This window comes from Acinetobacter uliginosus (assembly GCF_044130295.1).
Lineage (GTDB): Bacteria > Pseudomonadota > Gammaproteobacteria > Pseudomonadales > Moraxellaceae > Acinetobacter.
In genome coordinates this window covers 1-11,354 of the sequence record NZ_JBIQOC010000110.1, presented here as the reverse complement: position 1 = coordinate 11,354, position 11,354 = coordinate 1, and the positions used below count along the sequence as shown (strand labels likewise).

Below are 11,354 nucleotides of genomic sequence, written 5' to 3'. Positions count from 1 at the left end.
TCTTAAAGAAACTGAATGGCGTTGGATGAGGGAACCTAATGAGTTAGCAACTGAGCTGTGGAACCTCATTAGGTAAAATTAAGTGTAAATCTGCTAGTCTAGAGCCAAAATTATTAATCAGAAAAACAGAATGAATACTGTCAGCTTTTCAGATTGTGTCCAAATGTGTATGACCTGTTCTTTGACCTGTACCACCTGTGCAGCTGCCTGTCTGGATGAAAATGAGATAGAGATGATGCGTGAATGCATTAAACGCTGTCTGGACTGTGCAGATATGTGCAACTTATGCGCTCGATCTGAACAAAGAACCTCTGCCTTTATGCAGGAAATTTGTCAGCTCTGTGCTCAAATGTGCGATTACTGCGCCAAAGAATGCAGTAAACATGAAGCAGAACATTGCCAGCGATGTGCCGAAACTTGCCAGCAATGTGCGGTAGAATGCCGTAAAATGGCAGCCTAAATCCAAGCAAGTGATAAGCAAAATAGGAACACTTGATCTTGCGGGTTTGCACTAAGCACTATTCTCACTCTCATGCCCTGATGAGATATTTTATCCTACAAAATAAACAAAAACCCACAAGCATTCACTTACGGGTTTCGCATCTAAAATTCAGAAAATCTTAGAATAAACGGTTCATACCATTCAAGGTTGCTACACGGTACGCTTCCGCCATGGTCGGATAGTTAAATGTGGTTTCCACAAAATACTTGATGGTATTGTTCGGGCTATTCATCACAGCCTGACCAATATGGATAATCTCGGCAGCGTTATTACCAAAGCAATGCACCCCTAACACTTCTAAGGTGTCACGGTGGAATAGAATTTTCAATTCACCTACGGTGTCACCGGTAATCTGTGCACGTGCCAAATGACGGAAAGATGCCTGACCGACTTCGTAAGGAATCTTTTCTTCGGTCAATTGCTGTTCAGTCTTACCAATCGAAGAAATTTCCGGAATGGTATAAATACCTGTCGGAATATCCGTTACCGGTTTAACGTTCTCTTCACCGCTCATGTTTGAACCAGCGCAACGCCCCTGGTCATAAGCAGCAGAAGCCAGTGATGGCCAACCAATCACGTCACCGGCAGCATAGATATTTTCCACTTCAGTCTGGTACTGATCATTCACAGTGAGCTGACCACGACTGTTTGGGGTAATGCCTACATTTTCCAGACCTAAACCGTCAGTATTCCCCGAACGGCCGTTACACCACAAAATGGCATCGGCTTTAATTTTCTTGCCGCTTTGCAAATGCAACACCACATGATCATCAAATGTCTCAAGATGATCAATTTGTTCATTATGACGAATCAATACACCCTGTTCACGTAAACGGTAAGATAAGGCATCAGAAATTTCATCGTCCAGATAACTGAGCAATTTAGGCTGGGTATTAATCAAATCAACTTTATGGTCCAGACCAATGAAAATGGATGCATATTCACAACCAATAACGCCGGCACCATAAATAATAATTTTTTGAATTGAATAATCCAGATCCAGAATTTTGTCTGAATCAAATACACGTGGATGATTGAAATCAAGCGCCGCCGGACGGTATGGACGTGAACCTGTCGCAATAACTAATTGCTGGAAAACAATCGTTTCTGTTATGCCTTCAGGGCTAAAGATCAATACGGTATTTTTATCCTGGATATAGGCACGACCATGATAAATATCAATCTTGTTACGGTCATAAAAACGGGAGTGTGTTTCAACCTGTTGCTGAATCACTTTATGGGCATTACGCAGCACCTGTTTCATGGTGAACTGCTTCCATTCGCCCACTTTCTGGAACATCGGGTCACGCTGGTAACGCAAAATGCTCGATACTGTTTGACGTAATGCTTTACTTGGAATGGTACCTACGTGTGTACAGTTACCACCTAATTGTTCACGCATATCAACAATTGCAACACGCTTGCCTGATTTAGCAAGTTTCATTGCCGCGCCTTCACCCGCAGGGCCTGAGCCGAGAACTACCGCATCGTATTTAACGAAAGTTCCACTAACGACCTCTTTTTTACGTGGCATTCAACGCTCCTATCTTCAATATTGGTCTATCTTGGCTATATTATGACGTAAATACTCGTAATTTTCTGTATTTACCTCACATATATTAAGTGATGACTACATTTATTAAATGAATATCCTTTTTACCCCATTTAGATTCAAGTCCGTTATAATGAGAGACCTAATATATCTAGTATCTCCCCCGTCAAAAAACAGTGGAAAAGTTGAATATGTCTGAAAACCGTAAACCTGAACAGGGTGTCAAACTTCGTGGCGCAGAGAAAGTCGCTCGTATTCCTGTAAAAGTTGTACCTACGGTTGAAACGCCACGCAAGCCGGACTGGATCCGGGTAAAAATGGCGGCTCCTGAAGAAGTTCAACGTATTAAAACCACGCTGCGTGAGCAAAAATTACATACGGTGTGTGAAGAAGCCGCTTGCCCGAACCTGCCAGAATGTTTTGGTGGCGGTACCGCAACCTTTATGATTATGGGTGATATCTGTACCCGTCGCTGTCCTTTCTGCGACGTGGCACATGGTCGTCCAAATGCCCTTGACCCTGACGAACCGCGTCATATGGCCGAAACCATTGCCAATCTGGGTTTAAAATATGCGGTTATTACTTCGGTTGACCGTGATGACCTTCGAGATGGCGGTGCACAGCATTTTGTAGACTGTATTAAAGAAGCCCGCAGTTTAAGCCCGAATACCTTATTAGAAATTCTGGTACCGGATTTCCGTGGTCGTATGGACATCGCGCTTCGCATCATGACCGAGTGCCCACCGGACGTATTCAACCACAATATTGAAACCGTGCCGCGCCTGTATAAAGCGATGCGTCCAGGTTCAGATTATCAGCATTCTTTAAACTTACTGAAAATGTTTAAGGAATACTGCCCGGACGTTCCAACCAAATGTGGCTTGATGGTCGGTATTGGTGAAACTGAAGAAGAAGTGATTGCATTGCTGGATGACTTAAAAGCACACGATGTCGATTACGTGACTATTGGTCAATACTTACAGCCTTCTAAAGAGCATGCACCGATTGACCGTTTCGTGACTCCAGAAGAATTTGAACGCTATACCGCCCACGGTCAGAAACTTGGATTCAAGAATATCTGGGCAGCCCCTATGGTTCGTTCAAGTTACTTTGCCGACCGTCAGTATTATGGTGAACCAGTTCCTTCGGTACGTCGCAAAACTGATCCTGCAAAAAAAATTGCGGTGCAGACCATTGAAGCTTAATTGAAGATCAGCCTGAAACTAGGCTGATCAATAAATGCCAATCTAAAACCTTTAGATTGGCATTTTTATTTAAGATTAAAATAAATCGTAAGATATAAAAAATCCTCTATTTGAATAGAGGATTTGTTAGATCAAAAGTATTTAAGCAGCTTGACGCGGCACACCACTATGGAAACGGAAAGTATCATCTTCTGAAAGGATTAAATTCTTTTCCACTTCACGGATATGCTCGATACGCCCCTGAATGTCTTCTTCCGGGTCTTTCATTTTAGATGTTTTGGCAACATCTAAGGCCAGTGCCAGATAATCTTCATAATGGCGTGATTCAGATTTAAGTAGGTAGCGATAATAGCGTCCTAACTCTTCATCAACCAGGGGCGCAAGTGCATAAAAACGCTCACAGGAACGTGCTTCCACAAATGCACCAATAATCAGCACGTCAATCAATGCTTCCGGCTCGTAGGTACGAATTTCCTTGCGCAATATGCCTGCATAACGCCCTGCACTCACGGCTTTCCATTCCTGTCCGCGTTTGGACATAAATTCCAGCACCTGCTCATAATGCAGCATTTCTTCGCGTACCAGTTGTGCCAGCTTGACCTGCAAATCGGTAAAAAAGCTGTAGCGGAACATCAGGTTCATGGCTGTGCCAGCAGCTTTTTTTTCACAATTGGCATGATCCTGCATGAGTAACTCCAGGTTATTCACGGCTTCATCTAGCCACGCTTTTGGTGTTTCACATCCCAGGAAGCCAATCACAGGTTTCATGAGATCATCATAATGGGTTGTCGACATAACTTTTAAACTTAAATCTTAACGTGCTGCTTTAATCACAGCTTTCATTTGTTGAACAGCTTGGGTCAAACCGACAAACACTGCATCGGCAATAATGGAATGACCAATATTAAGCTCATGAATATGTGGAATTGCAGCAATTGGGGTGACATTTTCCAGGTTCAGACCATGCCCGGCGTTCACAATTAAACCTTTAGATGCAGCATATTCCGCACCTTTAACAATACGCTCAAGTTCATGCTGCTGTGCTTCTGCAGTTTCGGCATCGGCATAAGCACCTGTGTGTAACTCGATGGTAGGTGCACCGCAAGCCACAGCTGCATCAATTTGGTCAAAGTCAGCATCAATAAATAAAGACACTTCACAGCCAATAGCAGACAAGGCCTGAGTCGCGGCTTTAACATCTTCAAAATGACCCACCACATCCAGACCGCCTTCAGTGGTCACTTCCTGACGCTTTTCTGGAACGAAGCACACATGATGAGGCTTGATTTCCTTGGCAAATTCCACCATTTCAGCCGTCACGGCCATTTCCAGATTCATATGCGTTTTCAGCACAGGACGCATACGACGTACATCATCATCCTGAATATGGCGACGGTCTTCACGTAAATGCAGGGTGATACCCTCTGCACCTGCCTGTTCGCAAATTAAAGCAGCATTTACCGGATCTGGATAAGCGGTTCCGCGCGCCTGTCGCAAAGTCGCCACATGGTCAATATTTACACCAAGTAATGCAGCCATAACAATTACCTAACTATGTTTAAAATTAAGATTGAGATTGAGTGTTTTGAATCCACAATTGACGGCTTTTCAGCGGTCGGTCGCCCAAAAGTGCAGTGATGATCTGCCGATACAGCTTAGTCAACAATTGTAACTGTTCAGGATTAAAATCCCTACCCTTTTCATAATCATGCATCGAAAGAATCTGCTGTCCAGATAAAGTCGAACGTGACTGTTGTACTGTAGGAATAAAACCATCATTGAGCTGAAACAGATAAGATTGTGATTCCTGAATTTTATGTTGCTGTGCATCCACTGTAAAATCAAGTGCATAGCCCAGTTCTTCTAAAAGTGCATGCTCGAACTGACGTAAGATTTGTCTTAAAAAAAGATCAGGATGCTCCTGCTGTGCCAATTGTTGCAATTGCTGCAAGGTCTGATGATATTGCACAAAGGTTTGTGGCATTTCCACTTCAACCGGGCACAAGCGCAGGATAATTTCATTCAGATAGAAACCGGAAAAGAAGGCATCGCCAAAAAAGAAAATCGGCTGATTGACAATTTCCAGTTTGGTAAAATTTTTCAGCTCAGATTTACCCGAAGCTTGCAGACAAATCGGTTGGTATTGCGGCGGTGGCGTTTGTCTTAAAATTCCATCCACACGACCATGCTCCTGAGTAAACAGATGCACAATATGGCTGCGCTCACGGTATTTACGATGATGGATTAAATAACCATGCAAGGTTTCATTGCGCATACAGGCTTAAGTCTAATCCTTTTTCTTTTCAGAATCAGATTCTTCATCATCCCCATCTGGAATGACGGCACCCACCACAGCTGCCGTACCTTTAACCACGCCTTTAGTGGTTTTATAGGCCACTTTGACCGGAACTGTAACAATCTTGTAAATACAGCCTTGCAGGAACAATACACATGCCAGAACAGTCAGCACTTTCATCATTACAGCTCCTTTCAAAGTAAAACCTAGATTTTAGATATCACTATAACCCAAGCTTTTTAATGCACGCTCATCATCAGACCAGCCACCTTTAACTTTCACCCAAAGGGTCAGCATGATTTTCTGTTCGAACATTTTTTCCATATCGGCACGCGCATCCATACCAATTTTTTTCAGCTTAGAACCTTTTTCACCAATTACGATGGCCTTTTGACCAGGACGATCAACAAAAATGGTGGCATCAATATAGGTACACGCCGCTTTTGGACGACCTGTTTTCGCATTAATGGTCGCTTCTTCAGTCTTGAAAGATTCAATTTGCACGGTCAAATCATACGGCAGCTCTTCACCTAACTGACGCATGATTTTTTCACGAATCACTTCCGAAGCAAGGAAGCGTTCTGAACGGTCGGTGATTTGATCCAGTGAATAGAGTGGCGGCTGGAATGGCAAATACTTTTCGATGGTATTACGCAAATGTTCCAGATTGGCACCACGTAAAGCCGATACCGGTACGATTTCGGCAAAATTCATTAACTTTGCACGTTCCTGAATCAAGGGTAAGGCCTGATTCTTGTTTTCAAAAGTATCCAGCTTGTTGATGACCAGAATCACCGGCATTTCTGCATTTTGCAGTTTTTCCAGCACCAGTTCATCGTTTTGCGTCCACTTTTGCGCGTCAACCACAAACAGCACCAGATTGACATCACGAAGTGCAGAATGAGCGGCACGGTTCATCATTTTATTGATGGCACGTACTTCTTTTTTATGCATCCCCGGCGTATCCACAAAGACTGCCTGAGATTTTTCTCGGGTATCAATCCCCACAATCTTGTGGCGCGTAGTTTGTGGTTTACGTGAAGTGATTGAAAGCTTTTGACCCAGCAAATGGTTCATCAAGGTAGATTTACCCACATTCGGGCGTCCTACAATCGCAACAAAGCCACTTTTAAAGTCCGAAGGAATCGTCGTTCCTTGTAAACTGAAGAATTGATTAATTAAATCGTTACCGCCGTCTTGCGGTTCGTGATCAGCATCGATGTGATCGGAATGAGTAGTCATTAAGACTTTTGCTCCAATTGTTTTAAGATATCTGCCGCAACTGCCTGTTCAGCAAAGCGACGACTTGAACCCTCACCACACAATACAGGCAAGCCTTCAATCGTACATTCCACCTTGAAATGCTGATTCGGAGCATCGCCTTGAATATCTACAACGTCATAAACAGGGAGAGGTTTTTTACGTGCCTGTAAATATTCCTGTAAGCGTGATTTAGGATCTTTCAGCTGGTCTGTAGGTTCGATATGGTCTAAATATGGCGTGTACCATTTTAGCACGATGTCTTGCAAGACATTTAAATCGTGACAATCAACATAAATTGCACCAATAATCGCTTCCACAGTATCAGCAAGAATAGATTCGCGATGATGTCCACCCGATTTCAACTCACCCGTGCTGAGAATTAAACACGAACCGAGTTTCAAATCGTTTGCAATTTTGCCTAATGCTTCCTGACGAACCAGTGTGGCACGCATACGCGTTAAACGCCCTTCATTTTCATGCGGATAGGCTTGATACAAATAATGGGCAATGATCATCCCCAACAATGAATCGCCTAAAAACTCCAGACGTTCATAGTTAGTTTTATGACTAACCGATCGGTGGGTCAGTGCAAGCTGCAATAATTCAGGTTGTTTAAACTGATAACCGATACGGTTGACTAAGCGCATATCACTTAGTTTGGACTGACCTTTGATCAAAACTTTTCTCGAACTTTAACACTAAATCTATATTGAGTAAGAACGGCTTTCTTATCTCATACTCTTTTTTCACTTGCAGTCCATCAATATTGGTCACCTGAGCGATTTCATCAAATTTAAGATCGCGAACATTGTTCATCTCTAAACGTTGACTCATCTGACTTGCAAACTTTGAAGGATCGGTATCGGCCGGGCTACTTTGCAGCAACTCTGTAATCTGGCTATCTACAACCCGATCATCCCAGTACGGTGCCCAAACAGCGATGGCAATTTTTGCTAAGAAAGCAAAGCCCATAATTGCAATTAAAACTGCAATATAAGATGCCCCTTGTTGATTTTTACGCATTTGTTATTTTTTCCAATCATGCTTAATCAATTACACCGTTGCGCTTAAACGACGGTAATTTAAATCCAGGTTCTTTATGCATCCAGATATAAAATGCACGACCTGTTAGATTCTGTTCCGGAACGAAGCCCCAAAAACGGCTGTCAGCACTCTGATCACGATTATCCCCCATCGCGAAGTAATGACCTTCAGGTACTTTCACTTCCCAATATAAACCATTTTCAGATGAATATTTACCATTTTCAACATAGTTGATAAAGGGTGCCTGACGGGCCACATTTACACCTTCAAGCTCACGCATTTTAAAGGTATGTTTGCCTAATGTTTCTTGATGGTAAATTGAAGTTGGTGTATCAAGAATATCTTTTTCTCGGCTAAATTCCACTGGAACTTTCGCCACTTTTTGTCCATTGATACTGAGCTGGCCATGATCATAGACTATATGATCTCCCGGCAAACCCACCACACGTTTGATATAACTAATAGTCGGTTGTGGCGGATAACGGAATACAATCACATCGCCACGTTCCGGTTCACCCACGTCAATGACTTTGGTATTGACAATCGGTAGACGTACACCATAGTTAAACTTATTGACCAGAATATAATCACCCGTTTCCAAAGTCGGAACCATAGAATCGGATGGAATGTTAAATGGCTCATACAGGAATGAACGCAGCACCAGAACAACGGCTAGTACTGGCCAGAAGTCATATGCCCATGTGATAATGAAATTTTCATTTCCCTTACCCAGTTTTTGTCTTTGTTTGAAAACAAACTTGTCGAGTAGCCACACCAAGAAAAAAATCAGCGTGACGGGAACGAGAATTAAATTAAAATCAAAATCCATGAGCTATATGACCTCTATTATTATCTTTCTACTTTCAACACAGCAAGGAACGCTTCTTGCGGGATTTCAACACTACCCACCTGCTTCATACGCTTCTTACCTTCTTTCTGTTTAGAAAGAAGTTTTTTCTTACGTGATACGTCACCACCATAACATTTCGCCAATACGTTCTTACGCATCGCTTTTACAGTTGAACGGGCAATAATTTGCGCACCGATGGCAGCCTGAATCGCCACATCAAACATTTGACGCGGAATCAGGTCTTTCATTTTTTCAACCAGGGCGATACCACGGTGACGTGCATCCTGACGGTGACAGATCATGGCCAAGGCATCAACTTTATCGCCATTAATAAGCACGTCAACCTTCACCAGCGATGAGCTTTCAAAACGGATAAAGTTGTAGTCTAAAGATGCGAAACCGCGCGAACATGATTTCAATTTATCAAAGAAATCCATGACCACTTCGGCCATTGGAATTTCAAAGGTAATTGAAACCTGGTTAGCCATAAACTTCATGTCTTTTTGTACACCACGGCGTTCCACGCACAAGGTCATCACGTTACCCAAGTATTCTTGTGGTACAAGGATATGACATTCTGCAATCGGTTCACGCAAATCTTCTACCGTTGAACCGTCTGGCATTTTTGATGGACTGTCGATATAGATCGTTTCACCATTCTTCATCACGGCTTCGTAAATTACGGTTGGCGCAGAAGAAATGAGGTCAAGATCGTACTCACGCTCTAAACGCTCCTGTACGATTTCCATGTGCAACATGCCAAGGAAGCCACAGCGGAAACCAAAACCTAAGGCATCTGAACTTTCAGGTTCAAAGAATAATGCCGAGTCATTGATTTGCAGTTTATGAAGTGCTTCACGGAACGGTTCAAAATCGCTTGAATCAATCGGGAATAAACCCGCATACACCTGCGGTTTAACCTTTTTGAAACCAGGTAAAGTTGCAACATCAGGCGTAGTCGCAAGGGTAATGGTATCACCGACAGGCGCACCAAAAATATCTTTAATCCCTGCAATGATAAAGCCAACTTCACCCGCTTCAAGCATGCCTGTTTCAGTATGTTTAGGATTGAAGATACCTACCGAGGTAATAATGTGCGATTGTCCTGTTGATTTAATCAACATTTTATCGCCCTTACGCACACGCCCCTGTTTGATACGCACCAAAGACACCACGCCGAGGTAATTATCAAACCATGAGTCAATAATCAGAGCTTGTAGCGGTGCTTCGCGATCACCTGTAGGTGCAGGAATAACATTCACCAGCGTTTCAAGCACGCCTTCAATACCGAGACCTGTTTTCGCTGAACAGGTCGGTGCATCAGTTGCTTCAATCCCGATGATGTCTTCAATTTCTTGGATCACACGCTCAGGTTCAGCTTGCGGCAAGTCAATCTTGTTGAGTACTGGTAAAACTTCGAGTCCCTGTTCAATCGCAGTATAGCAGTTTGCTACAGACTGGGCTTCAACCCCTTGCGCAGCATCAACAACCAGAAGCGCACCTTCACATGCTGCAAGCGAACGTGATACTTCGTATGAAAAGTCTACGTGTCCTGGAGTGTCAATAAAGTTTAATTGGTATTCTTGACCGTTCGGATGAGTATAGTACAACGTCACTGATGCCGCTTTAATGGTAATACCGCGCTCACGTTCCAGTTCCATAGAATCCAGAACCTGAGCCTGCATTTCGCGATCTTGCAAACCTCCACAGGTTTGAATAAAGCGATCTGCCAGTGTCGATTTACCATGATCGATATGCGCAATAATCGAGAAGTTACGAATGTTTTTAATATCAACAGATTTTTTAGCTTGCGCCATGGGCTACCTTGAGAAAAAAACACGCCATGCAACCAATAGTTAATGCATGGCAAAAGCTGAATAGAAATTGCGTAGGATTATAGCAGATGGATTTTTCAATGTATCCTAAATAATGAGTTCGTTTTTCGCTTTGACAGTTATTTTCAAAATAAAACCGGATTGTAGTTATGTACTCAATTTGAAGCCATCGCATCATACTGACTAAAATCCAGCGGATTCACCTGTTCCGATATCGGCTGGTAGGCTTGGCTAAAAGTGGGAGACATGCGTTTTGGCCGACCTGTGGCAATTTCCACACAGGCCCATTTGGTATTCCCCATAAATAAAACGCTTTGGTCTTGGGGCCGATAAAACACATATTGCCTGAAAGAATACAAGGCATTGATATCATCCAACCAGGTACGCAAGATAATCTTTTCGCCTTCAAATGCCGCTTTACGGTATTGTACATGGTGCTCTACCGCAACCATGGCATGCTTCAGTTCCATGTATTCATTCAGCCCCAAACCCAAGGCATCAATATGTGCAGTAGCGACATCCTGCATCCAGTGCATATACACTACATTATTGACATGTCCCAAACTGTCAATATCTTTTGCTTGAACGGTGATTTCCAAATCAAAAACTGTGCTCATCTATTTTACTGATCCTTACACTATGCAAAAAATGACCTTCAAGGCTACACAGTCTACGTAATTTTGTATTGCAGTAAAATTGCAAAATCTCTGTACACGACAAATTTCATAGGATCCTTGTCCTATCAGGCTTTTTCTTTCTTAAAATTGCTAGCACTTTCTTAAATTCTTCTTTTTTTCCAAAACCAAT

At 42.8% G+C, this 11,354-nt stretch carries 13 protein-coding genes and 1 pseudogene; 3 read left to right on the top strand and 11 right to left on the bottom strand.

Translation table 11 applies throughout. From position 1 onward, the window contains the following. Together ACE01T_RS16075 and ACE01T_RS16070 are read left to right on the top strand one after the other, a co-directional pair. A pseudogene (locus tag ACE01T_RS16075) lies at positions 1 to 76 on the top strand (IS1595 family transposase); the annotation flags it as partial. A gap of 54 nt (positions 77 to 130) precedes the next feature. Next, a complete protein-coding gene (locus ACE01T_RS16070) occupies positions 131 to 460 on the top strand; it encodes a four-helix bundle copper-binding protein (protein WP_180082554.1) in 330 nt (109 codons plus the stop codon). Between the two features lie 160 nt (positions 461 to 620). Here ACE01T_RS16070 and sthA read toward each other — a convergent pair whose 3' ends face one another. Beyond that, entirely contained in the window at positions 621 to 2,036 is a 1,416-nt protein-coding gene (gene sthA, locus ACE01T_RS16065) for a Si-specific NAD(P)(+) transhydrogenase (protein WP_086196133.1), read from the bottom strand. Positions 2,037 to 2,245: 209 nt separating this feature from the next. Here sthA and lipA point away from each other — a divergent pair, with 209 nt between their 5' ends. Continuing rightward, on the top strand, positions 2,246 to 3,259 hold the full coding sequence (gene lipA, locus ACE01T_RS16060) for a lipoyl synthase (protein WP_166167147.1): 1,014 nt from the start codon (positions 2,246 to 2,248) through the stop codon (positions 3,257 to 3,259). A 141-nt stretch (positions 3,260 to 3,400) separates the two neighbouring features. Here the strand turns inward: lipA and ACE01T_RS16055 are convergent, their stop codons facing one another. From ACE01T_RS16055 to ACE01T_RS16010, 10 genes are all read right to left on the bottom strand, one after another. Then, the gene (locus ACE01T_RS16055) at positions 3,401 to 4,054 is read right to left on the bottom strand and encodes a MiaE family protein (RefSeq protein WP_180042278.1); all 654 of its coding nucleotides are present in this window, start codon (positions 4,052 to 4,054) and stop codon (positions 3,401 to 3,403) included. 18 nt (positions 4,055 to 4,072) lie between these two features. Then, positions 4,073 to 4,798 carry a pyridoxine 5'-phosphate synthase gene (pdxJ, locus tag ACE01T_RS16050; RefSeq protein ID WP_395519667.1) on the bottom strand — a complete coding sequence of 242 codons (726 nt, stop codon included), beginning with the start codon at positions 4,796 to 4,798 and terminating at the stop codon, positions 4,073 to 4,075. A gap of 25 nt (positions 4,799 to 4,823) precedes the next feature. Beyond that, positions 4,824 to 5,534: a DNA repair protein RecO gene (recO, locus tag ACE01T_RS16045; RefSeq protein ID WP_166167156.1), complete on the bottom strand. Its 711-nt coding sequence runs from the start codon at positions 5,532 to 5,534 to the stop codon at positions 4,824 to 4,826. Positions 5,535 to 5,546: 12 nt separating this feature from the next. Further along, positions 5,547 to 5,738 carry an NF038104 family lipoprotein gene (locus ACE01T_RS16040; RefSeq protein ID WP_395519666.1) on the bottom strand — a complete coding sequence of 64 codons (192 nt, stop codon included), beginning with the start codon at positions 5,736 to 5,738 and terminating at the stop codon, positions 5,547 to 5,549. 30 nt (positions 5,739 to 5,768) lie between these two features. After that, positions 5,769 to 6,797 carry a GTPase Era gene (era, locus tag ACE01T_RS16035; protein ID WP_180042271.1) on the bottom strand — a complete coding sequence of 343 codons (1,029 nt, stop codon included), beginning with the start codon at positions 6,795 to 6,797 and terminating at the stop codon, positions 5,769 to 5,771. After that, complete coding sequence (rnc, locus tag ACE01T_RS16030) at positions 6,797 to 7,495, bottom strand: ribonuclease III (RefSeq protein ID WP_086196140.1); 699 nt, start codon at positions 7,493 to 7,495, stop codon at positions 6,797 to 6,799. Before rnc ends, era begins: the two co-directional genes overlap by 1 nt. Next, entirely contained in the window at positions 7,467 to 7,841 is a 375-nt protein-coding gene (locus ACE01T_RS16025) for a DUF4845 domain-containing protein (protein WP_395519665.1), read from the bottom strand. The genes rnc and ACE01T_RS16025 overlap by 29 nt, the downstream gene beginning before the upstream one ends. A 22-nt stretch (positions 7,842 to 7,863) precedes the next feature. Then, positions 7,864 to 8,691 carry a signal peptidase I gene (gene lepB, locus ACE01T_RS16020; protein WP_395519664.1) on the bottom strand — a complete coding sequence of 276 codons (828 nt, stop codon included), beginning with the start codon at positions 8,689 to 8,691 and terminating at the stop codon, positions 7,864 to 7,866. Between the two features lie 20 nt (positions 8,692 to 8,711). Next, complete coding sequence (lepA, locus tag ACE01T_RS16015; RefSeq protein WP_086196143.1) at positions 8,712 to 10,529, bottom strand: translation elongation factor 4; 1,818 nt, start codon at positions 10,527 to 10,529, stop codon at positions 8,712 to 8,714. 173 nt (positions 10,530 to 10,702) lie between these two features. Next, complete coding sequence (locus ACE01T_RS16010; protein WP_086196144.1) at positions 10,703 to 11,164, bottom strand: acyl-CoA thioesterase; 462 nt, start codon at positions 11,162 to 11,164, stop codon at positions 10,703 to 10,705. Positions 11,165 to 11,354 lie beyond the last annotated feature (190 nt).